The organism is Planomonospora sp. ID91781, assembly GCF_015711595.1.
Taxonomy (GTDB): domain Bacteria; phylum Actinomycetota; class Actinomycetes; order Streptosporangiales; family Streptosporangiaceae; genus Planomonospora; species Planomonospora parontospora.
Genome location: NZ_JABTEY010000001.1, coordinates 2,784,827 through 2,808,680 on the forward strand (window position 1 = coordinate 2,784,827; position 23,854 = coordinate 2,808,680).

25 protein-coding genes are annotated in these 23,854 nt (G+C 73.6%); 12 read left to right on the plus strand and 13 right to left on the minus strand.

The window, feature by feature from the left end; genetic code table 11:
* Positions 1-239: 239 nt before the first annotated feature.
* The 5 genes from HS048_RS12650 to HS048_RS12670 all read right to left on the minus strand — a co-directional run bounded on the left by HS048_RS12650 (position 240) and on the right by HS048_RS12670 (position 5,748).
* Positions 240-2,162, minus strand: coding sequence for a prolyl oligopeptidase family serine peptidase (locus HS048_RS12650; RefSeq protein ID WP_196467048.1), 1,923 nt, complete (start codon positions 2,160-2,162; stop codon positions 240-242).
* A gap of 264 nt (positions 2,163-2,426) precedes the next feature.
* Positions 2,427-3,314, minus strand: a complete 888-nt coding sequence (locus HS048_RS12655) for an amino acid ABC transporter permease (protein ID WP_196467049.1) — start codon at positions 3,312-3,314, stop codon at positions 2,427-2,429.
* Positions 3,311-3,979, minus strand: a complete 669-nt coding sequence (locus HS048_RS12660; protein ID WP_255529574.1) for an amino acid ABC transporter permease — start codon at positions 3,977-3,979, stop codon at positions 3,311-3,313. Before HS048_RS12660 ends, HS048_RS12655 begins: the two co-directional genes overlap by 4 nt.
* 73 nt (positions 3,980-4,052) lie before the next feature.
* Positions 4,053-4,937 (minus strand): glutamate ABC transporter substrate-binding protein, encoded by an 885-nt coding sequence (locus HS048_RS12665; protein ID WP_068896920.1) that lies wholly within the window; start codon positions 4,935-4,937, stop codon positions 4,053-4,055.
* Between the two features lie 55 nt (positions 4,938-4,992).
* On the minus strand, positions 4,993-5,748 hold the full coding sequence (locus HS048_RS12670; protein ID WP_068896919.1) for an amino acid ABC transporter ATP-binding protein: 756 nt from the start codon (positions 5,746-5,748) through the stop codon (positions 4,993-4,995).
* Between the two features lie 152 nt (positions 5,749-5,900).
* Here HS048_RS12670 and miaB point away from each other — a divergent pair, with 152 nt between their 5' ends.
* From miaB to HS048_RS12685, 3 genes are all read left to right on the plus strand, one after another.
* Positions 5,901-7,400, plus strand: a complete 1,500-nt coding sequence (miaB, locus tag HS048_RS12675) for a tRNA (N6-isopentenyl adenosine(37)-C2)-methylthiotransferase MiaB (protein ID WP_068896918.1) — start codon at positions 5,901-5,903, stop codon at positions 7,398-7,400.
* Between the two features lie 230 nt (positions 7,401-7,630).
* Entirely contained in the window at positions 7,631-8,248 is a 618-nt protein-coding gene (locus tag HS048_RS12680; RefSeq protein WP_196467050.1) for a hypothetical protein, read from the plus strand.
* Positions 8,249-8,368: 120 nt separating this feature from the next.
* Positions 8,369-9,055 carry a hypothetical protein gene (locus HS048_RS12685; protein ID WP_196467051.1) on the plus strand — a complete coding sequence of 229 codons (687 nt, stop codon included), beginning with the start codon at positions 8,369-8,371 and terminating at the stop codon, positions 9,053-9,055.
* 22 nt (positions 9,056-9,077) lie between these two features.
* Here HS048_RS12685 and HS048_RS12690 read toward each other — a convergent pair whose 3' ends face one another.
* On the minus strand, positions 9,078-10,001 hold the full coding sequence (locus HS048_RS12690; protein ID WP_068896915.1) for a ribonuclease Z: 924 nt from the start codon (positions 9,999-10,001) through the stop codon (positions 9,078-9,080).
* 19 nt (positions 10,002-10,020) lie between these two features.
* Here HS048_RS12690 and HS048_RS12695 point away from each other — a divergent pair, with 19 nt between their 5' ends.
* Entirely contained in the window at positions 10,021-10,536 is a 516-nt protein-coding gene (locus HS048_RS12695) for a methylated-DNA--[protein]-cysteine S-methyltransferase (protein ID WP_231647303.1), read from the plus strand.
* 198 nt (positions 10,537-10,734) lie between these two features.
* Here HS048_RS12695 and HS048_RS12700 read toward each other — a convergent pair whose 3' ends face one another.
* Positions 10,735-10,971: an antitoxin gene (locus HS048_RS12700; protein WP_068896913.1), complete on the minus strand. Its 237-nt coding sequence runs from the start codon at positions 10,969-10,971 to the stop codon at positions 10,735-10,737.
* Between the two features lie 94 nt (positions 10,972-11,065).
* On the opposite strand from HS048_RS12700, the gene miaA reads away from it, so the two are divergent.
* The 7 genes from miaA (at position 11,066) to HS048_RS12735 (ending at position 18,601) form a co-directional block, all read left to right on the plus strand.
* A complete protein-coding gene (gene miaA, locus HS048_RS12705) occupies positions 11,066-11,971 on the plus strand; it encodes a tRNA (adenosine(37)-N6)-dimethylallyltransferase MiaA (RefSeq protein WP_068896912.1) in 906 nt (301 codons plus the stop codon).
* Positions 11,972-12,122: 151 nt separating this feature from the next.
* Entirely contained in the window at positions 12,123-12,929 is an 807-nt protein-coding gene (dapF, locus tag HS048_RS12710) for a diaminopimelate epimerase (protein WP_196467052.1), read from the plus strand.
* A 68-nt stretch (positions 12,930-12,997) separates the two neighbouring features.
* On the plus strand, positions 12,998-13,756 hold the full coding sequence (locus HS048_RS12715; protein ID WP_230880821.1) for a hypothetical protein: 759 nt from the start codon (positions 12,998-13,000) through the stop codon (positions 13,754-13,756).
* Positions 13,757-13,917: 161 nt separating this feature from the next.
* Positions 13,918-16,194, plus strand: a complete 2,277-nt coding sequence (locus tag HS048_RS12720; protein ID WP_196467053.1) for a tetratricopeptide repeat protein — start codon at positions 13,918-13,920, stop codon at positions 16,192-16,194.
* 114 nt (positions 16,195-16,308) lie between these two features.
* Entirely contained in the window at positions 16,309-17,067 is a 759-nt protein-coding gene (locus HS048_RS12725) for an SDR family NAD(P)-dependent oxidoreductase (protein ID WP_068896908.1), read from the plus strand.
* A 183-nt stretch (positions 17,068-17,250) separates the two neighbouring features.
* Positions 17,251-17,613, plus strand: a complete 363-nt coding sequence (locus tag HS048_RS12730) for a phosphomannose isomerase type II C-terminal cupin domain (protein WP_229798036.1) — start codon at positions 17,251-17,253, stop codon at positions 17,611-17,613.
* A gap of 307 nt (positions 17,614-17,920) precedes the next feature.
* Positions 17,921-18,601, plus strand: coding sequence for an HNH endonuclease family protein (locus HS048_RS12735; RefSeq protein WP_196467054.1), 681 nt, complete (start codon positions 17,921-17,923; stop codon positions 18,599-18,601).
* Between the two features lie 24 nt (positions 18,602-18,625).
* On the opposite strand, the gene HS048_RS12740 is transcribed toward HS048_RS12735, so the two are convergent.
* From HS048_RS12740 to HS048_RS12750, 3 genes are all read right to left on the minus strand, one after another.
* Positions 18,626-19,024 (minus strand): PepSY domain-containing protein, encoded by a 399-nt coding sequence (locus HS048_RS12740; RefSeq protein WP_307832447.1) that lies wholly within the window; start codon positions 19,022-19,024, stop codon positions 18,626-18,628.
* On the minus strand, positions 19,002-20,186 hold the full coding sequence (locus tag HS048_RS12745) for a transposase (RefSeq protein ID WP_307832448.1): 1,185 nt from the start codon (positions 20,184-20,186) through the stop codon (positions 19,002-19,004). The genes HS048_RS12740 and HS048_RS12745 overlap by 23 nt, the downstream gene beginning before the upstream one ends.
* 216 nt (positions 20,187-20,402) lie before the next feature.
* Complete coding sequence (locus HS048_RS12750; RefSeq protein WP_196467056.1) at positions 20,403-20,681, minus strand: sensor histidine kinase; 279 nt, start codon at positions 20,679-20,681, stop codon at positions 20,403-20,405.
* On the opposite strand from HS048_RS12750, the gene HS048_RS12755 reads away from it, so the two are divergent.
* Positions 20,670-21,236 carry a hypothetical protein gene (locus tag HS048_RS12755; protein WP_196467057.1) on the plus strand — a complete coding sequence of 189 codons (567 nt, stop codon included), beginning with the start codon at positions 20,670-20,672 and terminating at the stop codon, positions 21,234-21,236. The genes HS048_RS12750 and HS048_RS12755 overlap by 12 nt on opposite strands.
* A gap of 127 nt (positions 21,237-21,363) precedes the next feature.
* Here the strand turns inward: HS048_RS12755 and HS048_RS12760 are convergent, their stop codons facing one another.
* The 3 genes from HS048_RS12760 to HS048_RS12770 all read right to left on the minus strand — a co-directional run bounded on the left by HS048_RS12760 (position 21,364) and on the right by HS048_RS12770 (position 23,743).
* Complete coding sequence (locus tag HS048_RS12760; RefSeq protein ID WP_196467058.1) at positions 21,364-21,768, minus strand: PepSY domain-containing protein; 405 nt, start codon at positions 21,766-21,768, stop codon at positions 21,364-21,366.
* Positions 21,769-22,046: 278 nt separating this feature from the next.
* Positions 22,047-23,108: a CU044_5270 family protein gene (locus HS048_RS12765; RefSeq protein ID WP_196467059.1), complete on the minus strand. Its 1,062-nt coding sequence runs from the start codon at positions 23,106-23,108 to the stop codon at positions 22,047-22,049.
* Positions 23,105-23,743, minus strand: coding sequence for an RNA polymerase sigma factor (locus HS048_RS12770; protein WP_196467060.1), 639 nt, complete (start codon positions 23,741-23,743; stop codon positions 23,105-23,107). The genes HS048_RS12765 and HS048_RS12770 overlap by 4 nt, the downstream gene beginning before the upstream one ends.
* Positions 23,744-23,854: the final 111 nt, after the last annotated feature.

Here is a 23,854-nt window from a genome sequence, read left to right on the forward strand (position 1 = left end):
TACTCCACTAATGAACCATAGAAGCTGTGCGGGCACGGGTCAACCGCCCCGGGCGCCGGGGCGGCGTGCGGAGGGGCCGTCCCGGCGTGATCGCCGCAGGACCGTTCGGGCGGAAGGGCTGGGGGCGGCTCAGGTGGGAAGGCTTCGCGGCCGTCCGGATGGAGAAGATCGGGGCGGGACCGGAGCGGGGATCGGGTGGAGGCTGGAAGGGGCCGGGGGAGTCAAGGAGGCGAGGGCCGTCAGGTGAAGAAGATCTGCTGGTAGAAGGCCAGCTCGGCGGCGAGCGCCGCACTGCGGGTCTCGGCGCGGCGGAAGCCGTGGGACTCGCCCTCGAAGGTGAGGTACGTGCAGGGCACCCCGCGTTCGGCGAGGGCGTCGGCGAACGCCTCCGACTGGGCCGGCGGAACCACGGGATCGGACAGGCCCTGCAGCAGCAGCATGGGGCAGGTCACCCCGGCGACCTGCCCCAGGGGCTCGCGGGAGCCGTACAGGGCGGGGTCGGAGGGGCCGACCAGCCACTCGATGTAGCGGGACTCGAAGTCGTGGGTGGTCTCGGCGAACGGGCCGAGGGCGCTCACCCCGTAGTAGGAGACGCCCCCGGCGAAGGCGCCGGAGCGCGCGCAGGCCGCCATGACGGTCCAGCCGCCCGCGCTGCCGCCCCGGATCGCGATGCGCGCCGGATCCGCCAGGCCCTCCTCGGCCAGCCACTCGGCCGCCGCGATCGCGTCCTCCACGTCGACCACCCCCCACTGGCCGCGCAGCCGCTCGCGGTAGGCGCGGCCGTACCCGGTGGAGCCGCCGTAGTTGAGGTCCAGAACGCCGATGCCGCGGCTGGTGAAGAACGCCTTCTTCAGGTCGAGCGCCGTCGGGCTGTAACCCGTGGGGCCGCCGTGGACGAACACGACGTACGGCGGCGGGCCGTCGCCGCGGGCCTCCGGATTGGACGGCGGGTAGACGTGGGCGTGCACCCGGCGGCCGAACCGCCCCTCGATCTCCACGGTGCGCGGGACGGGCAGGTAGGCGATGTCGGGCAGTTCGTCGACGTCGCGCCGGAGCCCCTCCACCCGACCGGTCACGGTGTCCACCCGGACGACCGACTGGGGGATCGCCGGGCCGTACCCGATCCCGGCGAGCGTGCGCCCGTCGGCGGCCAGGGCGGGCAGCCAGCCGTCGTAGGGCACGTCGAGGTCGGTCAGCGTGCCGTCGGCCGGGTCGAGGAGGCCCAGCCGCAGCTCCCCCTGCCCGTGCAGGACCGCGAGCCGCCCGTCGTCCAGCACGGCGTACGGCGAGCCGCCGAGCTGCCACAGCGGTCCGGCGAACTCCTCCTCGGCGGGGTGGATCGCCTGCGGGGATGTGCCGAATATCCCGACCTGGTAGAGATTCCACCAGCCCGACCAGTCGGAGACCAGGTAGAGGTGCCGGTCGTCGCGCCACTGCGGGGCGAGCACGGACTCGGTGACACCGCCCTTGACGGTCCAGGAGGCGCCGTCGGCCAGTCGGGTGATCCGCAGCTCGGTGCCGTTCCACGGCATGAGCGGGTGGTTCCAGCAGATGTAGGCCAGGTGCTCGCCGTCGGGGGACAGCACGGGGGAGGCGTAGAAGTCGCTCCCGGAGACCCGCTCGCGGGGCTCGGCGCCGCCGTGCAGCGGGACGGAGACGATCGACCGGCTGACCTTGCCGTCACCGTCGCCGTCGTCGCCGCCGTCGTGCCGTTCCTGGACGCACCACACCTGCCCGTCGCGGACGGTCAGGTCGGCGTAGCGCAGCCCCGCCTCCCGTTCCGGCTCCGGCGTGATCGGCCGCGGCTCGGCGCCGGGGGTCAGGAGGTAGAGGCGCTGGTCGGCCAGGTTGGCGAAGACGACGCTCCGGCCCGCACCCTCACCGGGGCCCTCGCCGGGGACCACCGCGTAGGACCGCCCGCCGTACTCGTGGACGCGGGTCCTGGCGCTCCACGGCGCGGGCAGCAGCTCCCGGCGGACGCCGTCGGCGCCCCGGTGCATGATCGTGGTCCGCCCGCCCTCGGCGGGGCGGTCCTCGGTCCACCACACCTCGTCGCCGAGCACGGCGGGGAAGGCGAGCTGCAGCCCGGAGCGGGCGACGTCGGCGGTGGAGACGGGGGAGGGCCAGGCGGCGTACGGCAGGAGATCACGCTCTGCGGGCATGCCGTAATCCTGCCCGATAACGCGTCGCGTGTCGCCGGTATGACGTTCGGACGTTCCCGGATCCGCCGTCCCGTCCGGGTGGGAGCCGGAGGCGAGAGACGGCGGAGACCGCGGGGAGGCGGGACGCGTCCGGGCCGGGGATCGCAGGGAGGCGGGACGCGTCCGGGGGGCCGGAGGCGAGGGGGACGGCGGAGACCGCGGGGAGACGTCCGGACCGGCGCCGAGGGACGGGCGGCCCGGTCGGCCGCCCGTCCCTCGGCCGGGTCAGTCCACCGCGGAGGCGCCGCCCCCGGGCACGCCCACCGCGCCGGGCGGGGCGACCGGGGCGGCGGAGGTCTTCCGGCTGCGCCGGCTGCGCTTCTCCAGCCACGTCGCCAGGGCGCTCAGCAGCAGGTTGAGACCGACGTAGATGACCCCGATGACGATCGCCGCCGGGATGAGCGAGCCGAAGAAGACCGCGGGCAGGATCTTGAAGCCCGTGTTGAGCAGGTCCACGTAGGCGATGATGTAGCCCAGCGCGGTGTCCTTGAGCAGCACGACGAGCTGGCTCACGATCGCCGGCATCATCGCGGTCACCGCCTGGGGCAGCAGGACCATCCGCATGACCTGGTTCTTGCGCAGGCCGATGGCGTAGGCCGCCTCGGACTGGCCCCGGGGCACCGACAGCACGCCCGCCCTGACCACCTCGGCCAGCACCGACCCGTTGTAGAGGGTCAGGCCGGCGACCACCGCCATGAAGGCGTAGTCGGCGCCGCCCAGGATGCTGGGCGCCAGATAGAAGATGAAGAAGATCAGCAGCAGCAGCGGGATGGCCCGGAAGACCTCCACGACCGCGCCGGCGGGGACCCTGATCCAGGCGTGGTCGGACAGGCGGGCCAGGCCGAACACGGCACCGAAGACGAACGCGAGGACCGCGGCCAGGCCCGCCGCCTTCAACGTGCCGAGCAGGCCCGGGAAGATGTGCGTCTCCCAGGTGCCCCACTGCAGGAAGGGCTCCCAGATCCTGCCCTCCCACTGGCCCTTCTCGTCGAACTTGGCGTAGACGAAGTACAGGATCGCGGCGATCGCGGCCAGGGCGGCGACCGTGTAGACGGCGTTGCGCGCGCGGGCGCGGGGGCCCGGCGCGTCGAACAGGAGGGAGGCGCTGCTCATCGGGCCACCGCCAGTCTCCGGCCCAGCCAGCCGGTGAAGAAGCCGATCGGCAGGATCACCGCCATGAACGCCGCCGCGATGCCGATGAAGATCGGGATCGAGACGCCCGTGTCGTCGAAGGTGTCCTTCATGACGAACGCCGACTCGGCGAGGTAGCCGCCCGCGACCGCCACCGTGGTGTTCTTGATCATCGCGATGATCACGCTGCCGAGCGGGGCGATCACCGTGCGGAACGCCTGCGGCAGGATGATCAGCCGCAGGGACTGCAGGAAGGTGAGCCCGATGGCGCGCGCCGCCTCGGCCTGCCCGAGCGGGACCGTGTTGATGCCCGAGCGCAGCGCCTCGCAGACGAAGGCCGCGGTGTAGGCCGACAGGCCCAGCACGACCAGCCAGAACGAGTTGGTGCTCGGGACCTGGGAGAGGGTCAGCCCCAGGGTGTCGCTGAGCCCGAGCGCGGAGAACGCCAGCACCAGGGTGAGCGGGGTGTTGCGCACGATGTTGACGTAGAGGGTCCCGGCCGCGCGCAGGACCGGTGTCGGCGCCACGCGCATCGAGACCAGGACCGTGCCGAGGACGAGGGAGAGCACGGCGCACATCGCTGCGATCTTCATGTTCTCCAGGAAGCCCAGCGCGAGGTCCGGCGCGTACTTGATCAGGTCATTCAATGGTGCTCCACAGCGAAGACGGCGGCGGCCGGCGCCCCCGGTCGGGGGTCACCGGCCGCCACGTGAGGCCGGACTACGCGCAGGGCTCGAACTGCGGGGCGCCCGTCGGGGGCTTGAGGCCCTGGGCTCCCGCGAACCACTTGTCGAACAGCTTCTGCGCGGTGCCGTCCTGGTACATCTTGGTGATCGCCGCGTTGACGGCCTCACACGTCTTGGTGTCGCCCTTCTTCAGGCCGACGCCGTACTTCTCGTCGGTGAACGGCTGGCCGAGGATCTTGAAACCGCCGCCGGCCTGCTTGGCGAAGCCCGCCAGGATCAGGTCGTCGGTCGTCACCGCGTCCAGGTTGTTGCCGCCGAGCTTCTGCACGCACTCGGAGTAGTTGGCGGCGCCCACCAGCTGGGCGTCCAGGTCCAGCTCGCCGTCCGGCGGCGGGTCGGTGATCCGCTTGTAGGAGTTGGAACCGGCCGCCTGGCAGATGCGCTTGCCCGCCAGGTCCTGCGGCTTGGTGATCTTGGCGTCGTCGGCGCGGACCATGACGTCCTGGTGGGCCACGATGTACGGCCCGCCGAAGGTCACCTTCTCCTTGCGGCTGTCGGTGATCGAGTAGGTCGCGAAGATGATGTCCACGGTGCCGTTGGCGAGGAAGGCCTCGCGGTTGGACGACGCGGACTCCTTCCACTCGATCTCGACGTCGGCGCCGCCCGCGAGCTCCTTGACGACGTACTTGGCGACCTCGACGTCGAAGCCCTCCGGCTCGGCGCCGGTCTTCAGGCCCAGGCTCGGCTGGTCCCACTTGGTGCCGACGACCAGTTTCTTGGCGCCCTTGGCCTTGTCGACGACCGTGGTGTAGGCCGTGGTGTCGCCACCGCCGCCGCCGCTGTCGCTCCCGCAGGCCGCGAGGCCCAGGGTGAGCGCACCCGCCGCGGCGATCGCCGCACCGATACGCATTACTCGCATGTTCCGTTTCCTCTTCTTCGTCGTCGTCGGAATGAACAGCCTGCCCGGGAGACGGTCAGTGCGTCAGGATCTTGGAGAGGAAGTCCTTGGCCCGGTCGGTCCTGGGGGCGGTGAAGAACTCGTCGGGGGTGTTCTCCTCGACGATCTGCCCCTCGGCCATGAACACCACGCGGTTGGCCGCGCGCCGCGCGAAGCCCATCTCGTGGGTGACGACCATCATCGTCATGCCGTCACGGGCGAGGCCGACCATGACGTCGAGCACCTCCTGGACCATCTCCGGGTCCAGCGCCGAGGTCGGCTCGTCGAACAGGATCATCTTGGGCTCCATGGCCAGCGCGCGGGCGATGGCCACGCGCTGCTGCTGGCCGCCGGACAGCTGCGCCGGGTACTTCGACGCCTGGCTGCCGATGCCGACCCGCTCCAGCAGCTCCATGCCGCGCTGCTCGGCCTGCGCCCTGGCGACGCCCCGGACCCTGATCGGCCCGAGCGTGACGTTCTCCAGGATCGTCTTGTGGGCGAACAGGTTGAAGGACTGGAACACCATGCCGACCTCGGAGCGGAGCCTGGCCAGCGCCTTCCCCTCGGCGGGCAGCGGCTGCCCGTCGAACGTGATCGTCCCGCCGTCGACGGTCTCCAGCCGGTTGATCGCCCGGCACAGCGTGGACTTGCCCCCTCCGGAGGGACCGATGACGACCAGCACCTCGCCGCGCGAGATCGTGAGGTTGATGTCACGCAGCACGTGGAGGCTGCCGAAGTGCTTGTTGACCCCTTCGAGCACGACAAGAGGAGTCGCGTCCCCGTTCTCCGTCATGGAGGACAACGTAATTCGGTGAAGGGCACCCCGTGCTAACCCTGCGGTACCGATCCGGTCACGACCTGCCCGAACACCCCCGCGAGAGGGGCGGACCGGGCATGATCGGGGGCTCCGCGAGGTCGGAGAAGCGCCTACCCTTGTGTATTGAGATGACTGTCACCGTGGAGAGCGCCCGCACGTACGAGGTTCGTACCTACGGGTGCCAGATGAACGTGCACGACTCCGAGCGCCTGTCGGGCCTGCTGGAGGACGCGGGATACGTCCCCGCGGCCGAGGGGGAGACGGCCGACGTGGTCGTGTTCAACACCTGCGCCGTCCGGGAGAACGCCGACAACCGCCTCTACGGCAACCTCGGCCACCTGCGACCGGCGAAGACCGACAACCCCGGCATGCAGATCGCCGTGGGCGGCTGCCTGGCGCAGAAGGACCAGGGCGAGATCGTCCGCCGGGCGCCCTGGGTCGACGTGGTGTTCGGCACGCACAACATCGGCTCGCTGCCGGTCCTCCTCGAGCGCGCGCGCATCGCGCAGGAGGCCCAGGTCGAGATCAAGGAGTCCCTGGAGACCTTCCCGAGCACGCTGCCGACCAAGCGCGAGTCCGCCTACGCCGCCTGGGTCTCGGTCTCGGTCGGGTGCAACAACACCTGCACCTTCTGCATCGTGCCCTCGCTGCGCGGCAAGGAGAAGGACCGCCGTCCCGGAGACGTCCTGGCCGAGGTCCGGACCCTGGTCGGCCAGGGCGTCCTGGAGATCACCCTGCTGGGCCAGAACGTCAACACCTACGGCGTCGAGTTCGGCGACCGGCTCGCCTTCGGCAAGCTCCTGCGGGCCTGCGGCGACGTCGAGGGCCTGGAGCGGGTCCGCTTCACCAGCCCGCACCCGGCGGCCTTCACCGACGACGTCATCGCGGCCATGGCCGAGACGCCCAACGTGATGCACCAGCTGCACATGCCGCTGCAGTCCGGCTCCGACCGGGTCCTGAAGGCGATGCGCCGCTCCTACCGGGCCGAGCGCTACCTGGGCATAATCGAGCGGGTGCGCGCGGCCATGCCGGACGCGGCCATCTCCACCGACATCATCGTGGGCTTCCCCGGCGAGACCGAGGAGGACTTCCAGGCCACGCTGGACGTGGTGCGGGAGTCGCGCTTCGCCAACGCCTTCACCTTCCAGTACTCCATCCGGCCGGGCACGCCCGCCGCCACGATGGACGGCCAGATCCCCAAGGAGGTCGTGCAGGAGCGCTACGACCGGCTGGTCGAGCTGCAGAACGAGATCTCCTGGGCGGAGAACAAGAAGCAGGTCGGCCGGACTCTCGAGGTGCTGGTGGCCGAAGGCGAGGGCCGCAAGGACGAGGCGACCCGCCGCCTGTCCGGCCGGGCCCCCGACAACCGCCTGGTGCACTTCGTCCCGGGTGACGAGGTCCCGCGCCCGGGTGACATGGTCCGCGTCGAGGTCACCTACGCCGCACCGCACCACCTGGTGGCCGACGGGCCCGCGCTGAGCCTCCGCCGGACCCGCGCGGGCGACGCCTGGGAGGCCCGCCGGTCCGCTCCCGCGGGCGCCGCCTCCGGCGTCATGCTGGGCATGCCGTCGATCGGCCGGCCCGCTCCCGTCGCACAGGAGACCCCGGGCTGCTCCATCGGCTCCTGAAGCCGTACGGGCCCGGCTCCACCTCCCGCGGGCCGGTGGACGGGCCCGGCTCCGGCTTCCGGGGGCGGTACGGGCCCGCCCTGCGGGCGGGTTCGGGCGGGTCCGCGGAAAAGATGACAAGTCGTGATCATTGTGTGGTTGCGGCGCGAGCATTTCCCTGCTGTGGCTAGTGTGATTCGGCACCCGCGGAAGCCGTGGAGGTTTCCCCGAGAACCGCAGGGAGTTGTCGAATGCACGTCCCCTCCAGCCCCGACCGTCCCGAACAGCGCGAGGAAACGGAGACCCTCACCGGTCCCGGCCGCGGATCCCGGCGCGGATCCGGCCGCGGACGGGCCCCGGCCCCCGGGGGGAGGCGCGGTCTGGCCATAGCCGCCGCCTCCGCCGCGGCCGTGCTCCTGGTGGGCGGCGTCGCCGCCTACACCTTCGCCTCCTCCGGGGACGAGGGCGGTTCCGTCTCGGTGCCGCAGTCGCCCGGGGCCGGAAAGGACGAGCGGCAGGAGCCCGCCGGCGAGGACGGTGCGCCGGCCGGTGAGGACCAGGACCGGAACGCCTCCGGCGGATCGGAGGAGGACGCCTCCGGTGGGACGGAGGAGGACGCCTCCGGCGGATCGTCCGGCGGGTCCGGCGGGTCCTCCGGTGATTCCTCCGCAGGCTCCGCCGGGTCGGGCTCCGGCGGCTCGACCGCGAGCACCTCCGGTGGGGACTCCGGCGCCTCGCGCGCCAAGCCCTCCACCCCGGCCCGGGAGAAGCAGAGCGGCGCGCCGTCCCAGCAGGGCGAGGAGAGTTACACCGACCCGCGCTCCGACGGCGCCCCCGGCTTCGTCGCCCCGCAGGGCCCCACGGGCTGAACCGGTGCGGGCCCCGCGGGCCGGACCGGCGCGGGCCCCACGGGTGATCCGGTGCGGGTCCCGCCGGTCGCGCCCTGTGGGGGGCTCACCCGGCGAACCGCTCTGGGCTAGTCTGGCGGCGTGCTCGTCGCCGCCGCCGTCTGCCCGCACCCCCCGCTGCTGGTCCCCGAACTGGCCGGGGCCGCCGCCGGTGAGCTCGACGGGCTCCGGGCGGCCTGCGCGGCCGCCGTGGACGGCCTGCGGGACGCGCGGCCCGACGCCGTCGTGGTCGTCGGCGGAGCCGACGAGGCCGCGGACCACGGGCCCGACGCCGCCGGGAGCCTCGCTCCCTGGGGGGTGGACGTCCGGACCGGTGCGGGCGAGCCGGTCCTGCCGCTCTCACTGACGATCGGCCGCCGGCTGCTGGAGGCGGGCGGCCTGGCCGCCGCCGGGTTCCACGCGGTGCCCTTCGACGCCTCCCGCCAGGAGTGCGCGGCCCTGGGCGGGCGTCTGGCGGACCGGGCCGGGCGGGTGGCGATGCTGGTCATGGGCGACGGCTCGGCCCGCCTGACCGAGAAGTCGCCGGGCTACCTCGACGCCCGCGCGCGGCCGTACGACGAGGAGATCGCCGGCGCGTTCGCCCGGGGAGAGGTGCCGGACCTCGACCCCGCCGAGGCCGCGGAGCTCTGGGTCGCGGGCCGGGCGGCCTTCCACGTCCTCGCCGCCGCAGCCGGGACGGGGGGCCCGTTCAGCGGCGAGGTCCTCTACCACGACGCCCCCTACGGCGTCGGCTACGTCGTGGCCGGGCTCCGGTCGCGGGGCGCCTGACTCCCGGCGCCGGACGGGAGGGTCAGGCGCGCCCGGGCACGGGCACCCGCAGCAGGTCGTGGGCCAGGACGACGTCACCGCCGAAGGCCGCGCGGGCCTCGTCCAGGAAACGGGGTTCGTCGTCCGCGCCGTAGCGTTCGGAGACATGGGTCAGGACCAGGCGGCGGACCCCGCACTCGGCCGCCACCCGGCCGGCCTGCCCGGCGGTGAGGTGGCCGTACCGCGCGGCCAGCTCCGACTCCGCCGACAGGAACGTCGACTCGATCACCAGCAGGTCCGTCCCCTCGGCGAGCGCGAACACCCCGTCGCACAGGCGGGTGTCCATGACGAACGCGGCGCTCTGCCCGCGGCGGACCTCGCTGCACTCCTCCAGCCGCACGGTGGAGCCGTCCGGCGCGGTCACCGCACCGGTCCTCTGGAGCTCGCCGACGGCGGGCCCGCGGACGCCCCGCTCCCGCAGCCGCTCGGGGAGCATCCGGCGGCCGTCCGGCTCGTCGACGCGGTAGCCGTACGACTCGACGGGATGGGAGAGCGGACGCGCGGTGAGGGCGACCGGGCCCGCGTCGAAGGACGCGGACGGTCCGGAGACGGGGCGCTCGGCGATCACGGAGGTGTCGGCGAAGACGGCGGCGTGGCGCAGCCGGCGCCAGTAGGTCTCCCCGCTCGCCGGGTAGGCGGCCTGGACGGGATGCCCGACGCCGTCCCTGGCGATGCGCTGGACGATCCCGGGCACGCCCAGGCAGTGGTCGCCGTGGAAGTGGGTGACGCAGATCCAGGTGATGTCGTGGGCGCTCGTGCCCGCGTGGAGCATCTGGCGCTGGGTGCCCTCGCCGGGGTCGAACAGGAAACCCTGCCCGTCCCAGCGCAGCAGATAGCCGTTGTGGTTACGGTGTCGGGTGGGAACGGCGCTGGAGGTGCCGAGGACGACGAGTTCGCGAAGGGACACGATCTCAATGCTAGGAACCGTGGCCTTCGGAAGCGTGCCGACCCCGCTCGGCGAGATGTCCGTCGCCGTCACCGGGGACGGGGTGGCGGGCGTGTGCTGGGGCGACGGCGGCCGGCTCAGGGCGCGGTTGCCGGCCCGGTCCGGCCTGACCGAGGTGGACGACCCGGAGCGGACCGCTCCCGTGCTCGGTGAGCTGGCCGCCTACTACGCGGGGGAGCTGCGGGTCTTCGCCGCCCGCGTCGACTGGCGGCTGACCACCCCCGTGCAGCGCGCGGTCCTCGGCACGCTGCACGAGACGGTGCCGTACGGCCGCGCGGTGACGTACGGCGAGCTGGCCGCGCGCAGCGGGACGGGCGTGCCGGCCCGGGCCATCGGGTCGATCATGGGCGCCAACCCGGTCCCGGTCATCGTGCCCTGCCACCGGGTGGTGGCGGGCAACGGCCTGGGCGGGTTCAGCGGAGGAGAGGGCGTGGAGTCCAAGCGGTGGCTGCTGACCCTGGAGGGCTACCTGCAGCCGACGCTCGACTGGGACTGAGCACCCGGAGGGCCGGGAGCCGGGTGACGGCCCGGGCCGTGGGCCGGCAGACCGGAGCGAGGGTGCGGGGAGTCCGGGCCCGGGAGGCCGGAGCCGAGCGCGGGGAGCTCAGGGGCCGGCAGACCGGAGCGAGGGCGCGGGGAGGCCGGAGCCGGGCGCGGGGCCGTCCGGGGCGCGCCCGGACGGCTCCGCCGGAGGTCAGCCGTTCTGCCCGGCCTCCGGTGCGTTCCGGGCGTCCGGGGCCGGGTCGGTCCGGCCGTCGATGCCCTCGGCCATCTCCCTGGCCTTGTCGGCGGCCATGCCGACATGCTCCTCGTGCCCGGCGAACCTCTGCCCGGCGGCCTGCTCACCCTTGTCGATGCCCTGCTCGGCGAGCTCCTCGATCTTGTCCGAGTGCTCGCCCATCAGGTCCTTGCCCCGGTCGAAGACGGACATGGCGATCCCCCTGTGACTGCTGGTCGGATGCGGCGGTGCGCCGTCGCGGGCGCCGCCATCCGCAGACCCTTCCCGGTGTTGGGACACTTATCCCGTGCCTCAGCTACCCGTCATCGCCGTCGTCGGTCCCACGGCGGCCGGAAAGTCCGATCTCGCCGTCGATCTCGCCCTGGAACTGGGGGGCGAAGTGATCAACGCCGACTCCATGCAGCTCTACCGGGGCATGGACATCGGCACGGCGAAACTGACGATGGAGGAGCGGCGCGGGGTCCCGCACCACCTGCTGGACGTCTGGGACGTGCGGCGCACGGCGAGCGTGGCGGAGTACCAGGAGCGGGTGCGGCCGCTGATGGACGACCTGCTGGCCCGGGGGGTGGTACCGATCCTGGTCGGCGGGTCCGGGCTCTACGTGCGGGCCGCCCTCGACGACCTGGAGTTCCCCGGCACCGATCCGGGGATCCGGGCCCGGCTGGAGGCCGAGCTGGAGGCGCACGGCCCGGCTCCGCTGCACGAGCGGCTGCGCGGCCTGGACCCGGAGGCGGCCGGGGCGATCCTGCCGAGCAACGGCCGCAGGATCGTCCGCGCGCTGGAGGTCGTCGAGCTGACCGGGAGGCCGTTCTCCGCCTCGATGCCCTCCTACGACGCGGTCTACGACAGCGTGCAGCTCGGCGTCGAGGTGCCCAGGCCCGTGCTGGACGAGCGGGTCGCGCTCCGGGTGGACCGCATGTGGCGGGCCGGGCTGGTGGAGGAGGTCCGGGAGCTGGCGGGGCGGGGCCTGGCCGAAGGGCGGACCGCCGGTCGTGCGCTCGGCTACGCCCAGGTGCTGCGCTTCCTGGCCGGGGAGTGGACCGAGGAGCAGGCCAGGGAGGAGACGGTCCGGGCGACGCGCCGGTTCGTCCGCCGGCAGGAGTCGTGGTTCCGCCGCGACCCCCGGGTGGTCTGGCTCCCACAGCAGGCCCCCGATCTCCTGGAACGGGCCCTGGCGCAGGTCCGCCGGTGAGCGGCGGAGCCGGCGGGGCGCGCCCCGGGTCCGGCTCCCGGTTCCTGGCCCTGGCTCGGTCCCGACCCGATCCCGGTTCCGGTCCCAGGCCCGGTTGCGGGACCGGCGGAGCCCGTCGGGGCGGGGCTCGGGGCGCGGATAGGGTGAGGGCATGCGCTTCGTGAAGGGCCACGGCACCGAGAACGACTTCGTCATCCTCCCCGACCCGGAGGGCGAGCTGGACCTGTCCGGCTCCCTCGTGGCGGCGATCTGCGACCGCAGGGCGGGGATCGGCGCCGACGGGGTGCTGCGGGTGGTGCGCACCAAGCTCAGCCCGGAGGTGGCCGACCAGGCGGGCGAGGCGGAGTGGTTCATGGACTACCGCAACGCCGACGGCAGCCTGGCCGAGATGTGCGGCAACGGGACGCGGGTCTTCGCCCGCTACCTGGTCGACGCCGGTCTGGCGGAGGCCGGCGAGTTCGCCGTGGCCACCCGGGCGGGCGTCAAGCGGGTGCGGCTGGCGGAGACCGGTGACGTGGCGGTGGACATGGGCCCGCCCCGGGTACTGGGAGAGAGCCGGGCGACCGTGGCCGGGCGGGAGTACGGCGGGCTCCGCGTCGACATGGGCAACCCCCACCTGGCCTGTGTCATCGGCGACCCGGTGGCAGGTCTCGACCTGACCCGCCAGCCCGGGTTCGACCCCGGGGCCTTCCCGCACGGGGTGAACGTCGAGCTGATCAACGCGGTGGGCCCGCGCCGGATCGTGATGCGGGTCTTCGAACGCGGCTCGGGGGAGACGCGGTCCTGCGGGACCGGCGCGGTCGCCTCGGCGGTGGCCGCCGCGCACCTGGCGGGGGAGACCACGGGCAGCTGGGAGGTCGAGGTGCTCGGCGGCACGGTCACCGTCACCCTCGACGGGCGGACCAGCCATCTGGCCGGTCCCGCCGTCCTCGTGGCCTCCGGAGAGCTCTCCTTCTGATCGGGACTTGCCGAGTGTTGTTCTGGTGAGTCATCCTGAGTTCCTTCGATGAACCCAGGAGGGGTGCCATGGTGGACTCTCAGGCGACGGCGGCGGCGGCCAAGGCGGCGATCGGGAAGCTCGGCGGCGGCTTCATGATCTCGCGCGAGGCCAAGGCGGTGAGTGAGCGGGCCGGGCTGGCCGGGCGGGCCATGTACTTCCGCGGCCGGTGCGGCGTGCTCGGCGAGGTGGACGCGGACGTGGTCCGCTCCGCCGTGGCCTTCTTCCCCGCCGGGCACGTCCGGGCCAACTGGGAGGCCGGGCGGTCGCTGCCGGTGGACAAGGCGGTGGAGCTCTACGCGGAGGCCTGCCACGCCTGGGGCCGCCGCCGGCTCGGCTCCTTCGACGGAGCCGCCCGCCTGACGGAGCTGCTGGAGCGGGTGGCCGCCGAGGCGGAGGTGGCGGGCGCCCCGCTCTTCGCCGGGTGGCGGGCCGTGCCCCTGCCGGACGACGCCCCGGCCCGGGCGACCCAGCTCATGCACGTGCTCCGCGAACTGCGCGGCGGTCTGCACGCGGTGGCGGTGCTGGCCGAGGGGCTGACCCCGCTGCAGGCCATGCTGCTCGAATCGCACGAGTCCCCGCTGGGCGACATGCCGGGGGAGGCCATGGCGCGCTTCTTCGAGTGGCCGGAGCCGTACCCGGTGGCCGGACCGGAGCTCGCCGGGGCCCGGGCGCGGGCCGAGGAGCTCACCGACCGGCTGATGGCGCCCGCCTTCGCGGTGCTGGACGAGGCGGAGTCGGCGGAGCTGACCGGTCTGCTCGGTGAGGCCAGGGCGGTCGCGGGATAACCGCCGATCCGCTCGGCGAGACCGGAACGGTCGCGGGACGGCCGCCGGCCTGTCCGGTGAGGCCAGGACGGCCGCGGGACGGCCGCGGGGCGGTCGCGGGATGGCCGCCGGGCGGCCGGTTCGTTTGGGTCATCCCCCCCGAGCTGGCAGACTGACGTCCCATGGACGTGGACATCTGGGCCTGGGTGGGCGACACCCAGCGGCAACTGCACGAAGCCGGTAACACCGGTCTGGCCATGGCGATCGGCAGCGTGCCCGCGCAGGCGCTGGAGGGCCGGTACGGGCAGCTCGACGTGCTGGCGCCGGCCATCGCGCAGGAGGCGGAGAAGCTGGAGCTGCCCTGGCTCGAGTTCTACGCCCGCTACTGGCACCTGATCGGCCGCATCGGAAACCGCGCGCAGGGCGTGGTCGCGCTCGACGACGCGCGGACCCTGGTGGAGTTCGCCCGCCGCGAGGACGTCCGCGACTGCCCGGCCGCCCCCGGCGCGGTCGAGGCGCTGGTGATCGCGCAGGCCAACACCGACGGTGCCGGACACGCGGCCGAGCGGCTGGAGGCCCTGGCCGCCGCCGAGGTCGAGCCCGGATCGCTCGCCTTCGCCGCCCTCGCCGAGCAGTACGTCGCGGCCCTGGTGGACGACGGGCGCGCGGTGGAGGCCGTGGCCCACGCGGAGGCGGCGGTGGAGCGGCTGGGCTCCGCCGGTCGCGAGGCGAGCTGGGAGCTGGGGGCGGCCTCCGCGCGGGCGCTGCTCGCCGCCGGCCGCCCGCAGGACGCGCTGACCGCCCTGGACGCCGCCACCGGCTTCAAGCCCGACGACCCGGTCGCCAAGGCGCACCGCGAAGGCGTGCTGCGCGCGCTGGTGCTCGCCACCCTGGGCCGGGAGGCGGAGGCCGTGCAGGCCCTGCCCGACCTCGACGTGGTCGGCGACCACCCCCGGGTCTGGGTCGAGTGGTCGCGTGCCGTGCTCCTGCTCGCGGGCTCCGCGCAGATCACCAACACCTGGCAGCTCGGCCGGGTCCTCAAGCAGTGGATCGACTACTTCGCGGTGATGGGCGCCTACCGGTCCCGGATCGAGCTGGCCCTGGTCGCCGGCGACCTGGCCGTGGCCCGGCAGGGCGTCTGGCAGGCCCGGATGCTCGCCGACCTGGCCGAGTCCGCCGCCGCCGAGCTGAAGGACCCGTCGGCCGTCGCCGACCGGATCGCCGCGCTGCGCGCCGCGGCCGACGCGGTGACCCCGCTCCCGGCCCCCGGTCCGCAGGACGAGCTCGTCGGCTACTTCGACGCCGCCGACGGCTTCAACGCCGACCCCGAGCGCTGGGTGGGCTGGCTGGCCCCGCTCTCCGGCCGCGACCTGGAGGCCACCCGCCGGCACACCACCACCATCGGCTTCCTCGGCTACCCGGCCAGGGGCGCGGACATCTACTGGGACATGCTGGTCGAGTCCGGCGACATCCAGACCGCCGACGAGCAGGACGTCTCCTTCATCACCGGCCTGCTGGTCGAGGCCCGCCAGGACGAGCGCCTGGAGCAGATGGCTGAGCGGCTCCCGGCCGCCCAGCGCCACCTGGCCCTGGCCCGGCTGCACCGCGCGCGGGAGCGCTGGGAGCCGGCCGCGGCCGAGAGCGAGGCGGCCGTGGCGGCCGGTGCGGGCATCGAGGCGCGCCGCCTGTGGGCCTCCGCCGTGCAGCAGCTCGACGACAACGCCAAGGGCGCCCGGATCCTGCGGGAGATCCTCGACTCCGAGGAGATCGAGGCCGAGGACGTCTGGCGCATGATCACCATGGCGACCGCCGCCGAGGACTGGGAGACCGTCCGCGCCGGCGCCGCGAAGATCGGCATGCCGCTGAAGTCCACCGAGGGGCCGATCGAGGAGGAGATGGGCCTGGTGCGCATCGTCCTGCCCGCCCCCGACGGCAGCCAGCGCGCGGTCGTCAGCGTGCGCACCGGACCCGCGACGGCCCGCCTGGCGATGCCGCAGCCCCCGGGGCTGGAGTACAACGCCGGTGACCTGGTCGTCTTCGACCCGGCGCTGCTGGAGCCCGTGCCGGAGAGCCCGGAGGAGCAGGAGAGCTTCATCCCGCCGTTCGCGGCGGTCGGCATGCTCCGCCCCGGCGGCTACACCAGCTGGTTCTTCGACGGCGCGGCCCCCACCGAGGCCGAGTGGACCGAGTTCAACGAGGTCATGGCCGAGCGCGGCTGGCCGATGTGGGTCTACAGCGACGAGGACTACACCGTGACCCACCCGAGCACGGGTGAGCCCCTGCCCGGGGTGTTCGGCTGGATCGCGATCCCGCCGAACGTCACCCCGGTCGAGCTGGACGCGGTGCTCGACGACGCCACCGAGCGCTGGACGCACCCGCTGGCCTGGCTGGACCTCGCCAGGGAGGTCGGCGTCGAGGCCGAGCGCCACGAGCGCATCACCCGGGAGTACGGCCTGTAGGCGTTCCGCGGGAGAAGACGGTGTGCCGCCCGCGAGGGTCTCCCTCGCGGGCGGTATGCTTCTCCAGCTCCAGAACATCATTCGGTGTCGTGTTCCGCAGGTCAGGAGGATCGAATGCTCGACCGGTTCCGGCTGGACGGCAAGGTCGCCGTCGTCACGGGGGCCTCCTCCGGGCTGGGCGTCGCGTTCGCGCGCGGCCTGGCCGAGGCGGGCGCCGACATCGCGATCGGCGCGCGCCGCAAGGACCGCCTGGAGGAGACCCGGCGCCTGGTCGAGGAGACCGGCCGCCGGTGCGTGGCGGTCGCCACCGACGTGACCAGGCCCGAGGACTGCCGGGCCCTCGTCGAGGCGGCGGTCGCCGAGCTGGGCGCGGTGGACGTCCTGATCAACAACGCCGGCGTCGGTACGGCGGTGCCCGCGCTGAAGGAGACGCCCGAGCAGTTCCGCCAGGTGGTGGACATCAACCTGCACGGCACCTACTGGATGGCGCAGGCCTGCGCCCGGGTGATGCGGCCCGGGTCCTCGATCGTCAACATCGGCAGCATCCTCGGGGAGACCACGGCCGGCCTGCCGCAGGCCGCCTACAGCGCCTCCAAGGCCGCGGTCGTCGGGCTCACCCGGGACCTGGCCCAGCAGTGGACCTCGCGGCGCGGCATCCGCGTCAACTGCCTGGAGCCGGGGTTCTTCGCCTCGGAGATGACCGAGCAGTACGCCGAGGGCTATCTGGCCTGGCAGCTGGAGCACCGCGTCCTGATGAAGCGCGCGGGGGACCCCGCCGAGCTGGTGGCCGCGGCGGTGTTCCTGGCGAGCGACGCCGGGTCGTACGTCACCGGAGCGGTGATCCCCGTGGACGGCGGGATCCTCACCACCTGAGCCGGGAGGCGTCCCGGCGGGGGACGGTCCGGCCAGAGATCTTCCGGCGGCGGGCCGCCCGGGCCGGAGATCCATTCGGGCGGAAAGCCCTTACTCTTAATCATCCGGTTGCGTGAACACCGCTCATCCGTCACGGACGCGTGCGAGAGTTCTTGTGACGAGACGGAGCGGACGGAGGACATCTTGCTGGAAGTCGACAGGCTCGGAGCGGTCGTGCGGGACGAGCGTCCCTGGGGCGGGTTCGAGCGCTACACGCTCAACGAGCCGACCACGGTGAAGATCATCGATGTGGCGCCCGGCCAGCGGCTCAGCCTGCAGCGGCACGAGCACCGGGACGAGCTCTGGGTCGCCCTGGACCCGGGCGCGGTCTTCGAGATCGACGGGGAGCGGATCACCCCCTCGGTCGGCGACCGGGTGCTCATCCGGGCGGGCCAGACCCACCGTCTCAGCTCCTCGGGACCGGCCATCCGCATCCTGGAGATCGCCTTCGGCCACTTCGACGAGGACGACATCGAGCGGCTCGAGGACTCCTACGGCCGCGTCTGAACGGTCACGGCGGTGCCTGGGTCGCGGCGTTGCCTGAAGAGGTCACGGCCGCGGCCGAAGGCCGAGGCGGTGCCTGAACGGACCGACCGTCCCGGCGGCGGCGCACGGCCCGGACCCCGGTTCCGGGCCGTCCGGCCGACCGGCCGTACGGGGATCCGTCCGGTCGTGTGTGGATCCGTCCGGCTGTTCGCGGAACCGTCCGATTGCATGCGGAGCCGTACGCCGAGGGTGGGACAAGGCTTTTGCACTGGCATTGAGTAGATTTGCCACTTCGGGGTAGCCGTACCCCGTGAGAGGTGGCGACAGGATGCGGACAGGGCTGGGCCGGAGCACCACGGGCGTGGCGATCGCGGCGGTCGCCCTGACGCTGGCGGGCTGCGGGCCCGCCGGCGACACCCTCGGCGACCCGTCCCCGGCCGGAGGCGGGAAGCCGGCCTCCGAGGCCCTGGCGGACCTGAAGAAGCTCGAGGTCAAGGGCCGCGCCCCGATGACCGGCTTCGACCGGGACGAGTTCGGGCCCGCCTGGGCGGACGTCGACCACAACGGGTGCGACACCCGCAACGACATCCTCAAGCGCGACCTCGAAGGGGAGACCTTCAAGAAGGGCACCCAGGACTGCATCGTGCTCACCGGGACCCTCCGCGACCCCTACAGCGGCAGGACCATCGAGTTCGAGCGCGGGCAGAAGACCAGCATGGCGGTGCAGATCGACCACGTGGTCGCGCTCGCCGACGCCTGGCAGAAGGGCGCCCGGCAGCTGAGCAAGGAAGAGCGCAGGCAACTGGCCAACGACCCGCTGAACCTGCTGGCGGTGGACGGCCCGCTGAACGGCCAGAAGAGCGCCGCGGACGCGGCGACCTGGCTGCCGCCGCGCCGCGCCTACCGGTGCCCCTACGTCACGCGCCAGATCCAGGTGAAGGTCAAGTACGAGCTCTGGGTGACCTCCGCGGAGAAGGACGCGATGGAGCGGGTGCTGAAGGCCTGCTGACCTCCCGCACCCGCCGGCCCGTCGTCAGTCGTCCCATTCCCGCTTGAACTTGACGATCTTCCCGGTCCGCTGGGAGACGTAGACGTCGTACTCCCAGCGGCCCTTCTCCAGCTCCACCTTGCAGACGCGGTGGCCGTGCTCCCACTCCCGCTCCACCTCGCTGACGCGGGCGCCGGGGACGCGCTTCTTCGCGATCCTGACGGCCTTGGCGCACGAGACGGGGACGGCGGGGGCCGTCGCGATTCCTGCGGCGGTGGCCGTGGCGGTGGCGCCCGAGGCGAGGGCGGTGCCGGCGACGGTGCCCAGCAGGGCGGCGGTGCCGACGGCGGCGAGGGTGATCCTGGCGATCAGGTGTGTCTTCTTCGTGACTCCTCCGCTCCCTGAAGGGAGCGGCTTCTCGCTAAGCCGCTTTCGCAGCCTCACGAAGGGCAAGCCCTGCCCTCAAGATGTTGATCGCCGCGTTCACGTCGGCGTGCGCGGCATGCCCGCACGCCGTACAGGCGAACGCGGCCTGGGTGAGGCGGTTCTCCTTCGCGCAGTGCCCGCAGCGGGCACAGGTGCGGGAGGTGTTGCGGGGCTCGACTGCGATCAGCTCTCGACCGGTGCTTTCAGCCTTGTACGCGAGGACCGTCAGGAACACCCCCCAACCCGCGTCGAGAATTGAACGGTTCAGCCCGGACTTGGCCGCGACACCCCGCCCGGGCTGCTCCGCGGTGCCGGACGCGCTGCGGGTCATGTTCGCGACCTTCAGCGCCTCGTGCACGATGAGGTCGTAGTCCCGGACCAGGGCGAGTGCGGTCTTGTGGATGTGGTCGAGGCGCTGGCGCCGGACCTGGGCGTGCAGCGCCGCGACCCGGGCCGCCGCTTTGCGGCGGCGCCGGGAGCCGCGCTGTTTGCGGGCCAGGTCGCGCTGCGCCGCCGCCAGGCGGTCGGCGGAGGCGGCCAGGTGACGCGGGTTGCCGGTGTGCCCGCCGCCGGAGGTGGTCACCAGGGAGGCCACGCCCAGGTCGATCCCGGCGGCGGCGCCGGTGGCGGGCAGGGGCTGGGCGGGCACCTCGTCGCACGACAGCACTACGAACCAGCGGTTGCCCTCCCGCTGCACGCTGATCGTCTTGACCCGGCCCTTCACGGGCCGGTGCCGGTGGACCCGCACGTGCCCGACGCCCTGCAGCCGCACGAACGTGGCGGTCGGGTGCTCGGGCTGGGAGTCCCACCGGCAGCCGTCGCCATCCTTGGGCCAGGTGACGGTGCCGAACCGGCCGCGCCCCTTGAACCGGGGGAAGCCCGGCGTGCGCCCGGCCTTGACCCGGTCGAAGAACGCGGCGAACGCCTTGTCCAGGCGGCGCAGGGTGGCCTGCTGGGAGGAGAACGACCAGCGGCCCTGCCCGCCGGGGTCATCGGCGCGGACGTGTTTCAGGTCGGCGGACTGATCGCCGTACCGAACCGTCACGCCGGCCTTGCGATAGGCGGTGCGGCGGTGCTCCAGAGCGGCGTTGTAGAGCTGCCGGTGATCCTCCAGGCACGCCGCGAGCGCCGCCGCCTGTCGGGCGGTGGGGCGCAGCAGGAACTTCAGCGACCTGCGCACCCCCACCTCCCATCACGTTCGGTAACAATAACACCACGATATCGGCCGACGTCGGCAAAACCGGGAAGGACGTCCATGATGCGCGGACCTGACAGGTCAGGGCACGCTCGGGCCTCGGCGGCCCTCCCGCTCCCGATTTCTCCGTCGCCTGAAGGCGACGGTCCCCTCGGGAGGATCTGATGGCTCCAGGCTTCCGCGGCCTCGGAGAGGGCCGCGCTAAGAACCGGCTAAAGGTCCGCTTCCGGCCAGGAACAGGGTGACGCGCGCACCGCCCGCGGGGGAGGCGCCGAGGCCGAGCGCACCGCCCGACGACTCGGCGGTACGGCGTGCGATGTCCAGGCCCAGGCCGATCGACCCGGCCCCGCTCTCGCCGCGCCCCAGCGGGTCGGCCGCGCCGAACCCCGGTCCGGCGTCGTCGACGGTCGGCAGCGCACCGCCCGGCGCCGGTGCCAGCCGTATACCGAAGGGGGTCTCCTCGTCGGTGTGCGCGAACACGTTGCCGAGCAGGGCGTCCGCGCAGGCGGCCAGGTCTCCGGCGGAGACCGCGACGGTGCGCGGGCCGGGGCACAGGTCGGCCGCGTTCTCCCACTCCTCGGCGAGCAGTCCGGTGATGCGCTCGGCGAGATGGTTGAGCGCGAGGCCGACCGTGCGGACCTCGGGAGGACCACCGGGGACGGCCCGGGCGGCGAGGTCGCCGGCGGCGGACCTCTCCGCGCGGGTGCCTCCTCCGCTCCCGTGACCGGATCCGCTCCCTCCGGCACCACCCCCTCCACCACTTCCGGGGAGGACGCCTCCGCGCCTCCGGCCACGGGGCCGGGGACCGGCCGGAGCCGGGCGATCACCACGGCGGGCGGGAACGTGATCGCCCGATGCGACGGCGGCCTCGTCGTGCTGCGGGCGTGGAGTCCCGCGCAGGGCTTCCAGGTGGACGACGTGGAGCGCGGCCCCGCCGCCCGGGCGCGTGTCGAGTTCGAGTCGGACGAGGCCGACGTCAAGGTCGAGGTGCGCTGCGGGGCCGACGGCCTGCCGGCCCACCGCGTCCACGACTGACGGAGGCGACGCGGACGACCGGCGGCGTGGCGCGGTGGGCGCTTCCGGCGGGACCCGGCGGGGTCCGGCGCGCCGCCTGACCGCCTCGGGTCCCAGGCTCCGATCTCGGATTTCCGGCCCGGAGCGGTCAGTAACCGTAGTTGATCTTTATTCTGACGACCCTGCCGCTCCGGACCGAGACGAAGAGGTCGTACCTCCACGGAGCCTTCACCAGCTCCACCCGCCAGTTCCAGATGCCCTGATCCCACACGCGCCTGACCCTGGTGACGCGGGCGCCGGGGACTTTCCCCCTGGCGATCTGCGCGGCCTGCCGCGAGGTGACGCCCGCCGCGGCGAGCGAGGAGGCACCGGCCGCGGTGCGTCCGGGGCCGACGGCGGTACCGGCGGCCCCGGTGATCGTGACGCCCGGGCCGCTCGTGGTGCTCGCGGCGTCCGCGACGCCCGTCGCGGAGGCGCCGCCTCCGCAGGAGAGGAGGGTCGCGGTCCCGGCGGCGGTGAGGGCGATCCCGGTGAACATGCTGCGCTGTCTCATGGATCATGCCTTCCCGGACGACGGTGCGGGGGCGCCGGACCTTCGTTAAAAACTTCGGCGGAGCCGCCGGACCGCCTCCGCCCGCTCCTGAGACGGGCACCCACGGGGACGGCTCACCGGTGTGCGGCACGTCCCAGCCGGCGGCGCGCTGCCGCCGCCCTGCGAACCGGCGGGGCGCCTCCGCGCGTGCCCGGTCCCGCCCGCCGGAGGGTCCGGCGGGCGGGACCGCGATCACCCGGCGCGGTGATGGCCTCCGTACGCGCCGGGCGAGCTCCGGATCAGCCGCAGCCGGCGGCCTCCTCCTCGACCCGGGGCGCCTCGTCGACCACGGTGACCGAGAGCTGCGCGGTGGAGGCGACGAGGCTGCCCGCGGGGGACTGGGCCCGCTTCTCGTCCACGACGATGCCGCGCTCGCCCAGGAGCTCGAAGGTCTCCGGGTGGAAGACCAGGTCCTCGCGGACCCCGTCCGGGCCGACCCGGCCCACGCCGATGCCCTTGCGGCCCGCGGCGTCCTCGGCGTCGCCGACGGCGTCCACCCCGGGGATCGTCGCCGCCGCCTCGAACAGCGCGGCCCGCTGCGCGGCGGGCACGTAGTTCTCGCGCAGCAGGTCGCCCACCCGCGTCCACGCGGCCTCGTCCCTGGAGTCGCCGCCCCGGTCCCCGGTGTAGAGGTGGGCGCGCATCCCCTCGGCGTCGGCCGGCAGCCGCCTGACCGCCGCGTGGTCGGTGCGCAGGTGGTCGGGGACCGGATCGCAGACCGGGAGCCGGTGCAGGTCGACGGTGCCGGCCTCCTCGTACGCGCTCTCCGGGATCGGCCAGCCGGGGTAGGCCTTCGGCTCCAGGTGCTCGATCCGGAGCGAGCCCTCCCTGGTGCCGTCGGCGGACTGCCAGATCACCCGCCTCGTCCGGTAGAGGTGGCGCGACTCCTCGCCCTTCCCTTCCCCGGCGACGGTGAACGCGCCGTACATGGTCTCCGACTCGACCTTGACGAACTGGTCGTCACGCGGTTCCAGATCGGTCCGGGCGGCGGCGCGCGCGGCCCTGCCCAGCACCTCGCTCGCCGACATGGGAGCGAGCCGCGGCAGCGCCACCACGACCTCCTGCACCGGGCCCCGCTCCGGGCCCGTACCCCCGGTCAGCACGGTGGCGGTGACGCCCACCGCCAGCGCCAGCGCTCCGGCCGGCAGCGCCACCCAGGGTCTGCGCCACAGGGAGCGCACGGGCGTCCGTCCGGCGGACGCCGCGGCCAGCCCCCGCCGGGCCGCGGCCTTCGCCGCCGGGTCGTACGGTGCCGCGTCCGGCCGGATGCGGGCCACCAGCTGGATCTCGTCCTCGTTCATGCGTGCGGCTCCAGGGAGTCCAGGAAACGGCGGATCTTGGTCCGGGTCCGGGAGAGCCGTGAGCGCACGGTCCCGACCGGGATCCCGAGGGCCTCGGCGGCCTCCTCGTAGGTCAGCTCGGCCCAGGCCACCAGCAGCAGCAGGTCGCGCTCGGCGGAGCTCAGCCGGGCCAGCGCGGCGGCCAGAGCGGGCCGGAGCCGGTCGGCGGTCACCCGTTCCGCGCTGCGCTCCTCGAAGCCGGCGGCCTGCTCCGGGGCGTGCCGGAAGGAACGGGCGAGCGCCTTGAGCCTGCGGGTCTCGGCCCTGCGGTGGCCGGAGATCAGGTTCGAGGCGATGCCGTACAGCCAGGGCCGGGCGTCGGCCCTGGACAGGTCGTACCGGGCGCGTTTGCGGAAGGCGACCAGGAACGTCTCCGCGGTCACGTCGTCGGCCGTGGAGGCGTCGTCCAGCCGCCGGGCGGCGTACCGGTGGATCTCGTCGGCGTGCCGGTCGAAGAGCCCGGCGAACCCGTCGGGATCGGCCAGTGACCCTTCGATCAGCGCCGCGTCGGAGACGGGCCCGTCGAGCCCGTCGGATCCGGGGGCGCCGGAGGGCGGGACGGGTGTCCCGGCCCGCTGGAAGAGCGCCAGCGCCATCACCCGTTTCGTCCAGTCATGTGAAAGGGGTCCTTTCCCGGGGCGCGTCCGCGCCCTCATCCCCTACTCCGCCACTGGACGCTATCCGGTTCCCGGAGCACCTCTGGGATC

What these genes read in the sequence shown, in the direction of transcription:
- HS048_RS12665 (WP_068896920.1), bottom strand. Translation starts at nt 4,937, where the DNA reads ATGCGAGTAATGCGTATCGGTGCGGCGATCGCCGCGGCGGGTGCGCTC.
- HS048_RS12700 (WP_068896913.1), bottom strand. Translation starts at nt 10,971, where the DNA reads ATGTCCGTCTTCGACCGGGGCAAGGACCTGATGGGCGAGCACTCGGAC.
- miaB (WP_068896918.1), top strand. Translation starts at nt 5,901, where the DNA reads ATGACTGTCACCGTGGAGAGCGCCCGCACGTACGAGGTTCGTACCTAC.
- HS048_RS12765 (WP_196467059.1), bottom strand. Translation starts at nt 23,108, where the DNA reads ATGAACGAGGACGAGATCCAGCTGGTGGCCCGCATCCGGCCGGACGCG.
- HS048_RS12735 (WP_196467054.1), top strand. Translation starts at nt 17,921, where the DNA reads ATGCGGACAGGGCTGGGCCGGAGCACCACGGGCGTGGCGATCGCGGCG.
- HS048_RS12670 (WP_068896919.1), bottom strand. Translation starts at nt 5,748, where the DNA reads ATGACGGAGAACGGGGACGCGACTCCTCTTGTCGTGCTCGAAGGGGTC.
- dapF (WP_196467052.1), top strand. Translation starts at nt 12,123, where the DNA reads ATGCGCTTCGTGAAGGGCCACGGCACCGAGAACGACTTCGTCATCCTC.
- HS048_RS12715 (WP_230880821.1), top strand. Translation starts at nt 12,998, where the DNA reads ATGGTGGACTCTCAGGCGACGGCGGCGGCGGCCAAGGCGGCGATCGGG.
- HS048_RS12770 (WP_196467060.1), bottom strand. Translation starts at nt 23,743, where the DNA reads ATGGCGCTGGCGCTCTTCCAGCGGGCCGGGACACCCGTCCCGCCCTCC.
- HS048_RS12655 (WP_196467049.1), bottom strand. Translation starts at nt 3,314, where the DNA reads ATGAGCAGCGCCTCCCTCCTGTTCGACGCGCCGGGCCCCCGCGCCCGC.
- HS048_RS12680 (WP_196467050.1), top strand. Translation starts at nt 7,631, where the DNA reads ATGCACGTCCCCTCCAGCCCCGACCGTCCCGAACAGCGCGAGGAAACG.
- HS048_RS12650 (WP_196467048.1), bottom strand. Translation starts at nt 2,162, where the DNA reads ATGCCCGCAGAGCGTGATCTCCTGCCGTACGCCGCCTGGCCCTCCCCC.
- HS048_RS12725 (WP_068896908.1), top strand. Translation starts at nt 16,309, where the DNA reads ATGCTCGACCGGTTCCGGCTGGACGGCAAGGTCGCCGTCGTCACGGGG.
- HS048_RS12720 (WP_196467053.1), top strand. Translation starts at nt 13,918, where the DNA reads ATGGACGTGGACATCTGGGCCTGGGTGGGCGACACCCAGCGGCAACTG.
- HS048_RS12760 (WP_196467058.1), bottom strand. Translation starts at nt 21,768, where the DNA reads ATGAGACAGCGCAGCATGTTCACCGGGATCGCCCTCACCGCCGCCGGG.